The 251-nt window shown below is 64.5% G+C and carries 1 protein-coding gene; it reads left to right on the top strand.

The window, feature by feature from the left end:
• The coding region (locus AC0CH3_RS17860; protein ID WP_465238134.1) for a beta-propeller fold lactonase family protein at positions 1-251 on the top strand (251 nt) is incomplete at both ends.

Here is a 251-nt window from a genome sequence, read left to right as displayed (position 1 = left end):
GTCTTCATGCAACCCGTGAGTGGGCGTGCGAAGGCCCGTTCCCTGGTGCACGAAACGCGTCGTTCGAGGCTTCTTCTGCCTGTCACGATCTTCATTACCTGGTCGACGAGCATCGCACCGGCACAGTCGGCGTGTTCTGCGACACCACAGAAGGCTGGCGAGAAGTCGGGCGCGTCGTGACCGGTGGCGCCGACCCCTGTTCTGTCGCGCTCGACGCGGAGGAGGGCGTGCTGGCGGTCGCAAATTACGGC

Source organism: Sphingomonas sp. AC449, from assembly GCF_979253475.1.
This window is presented reverse-complemented; position numbering and strand designations above follow the sequence as displayed.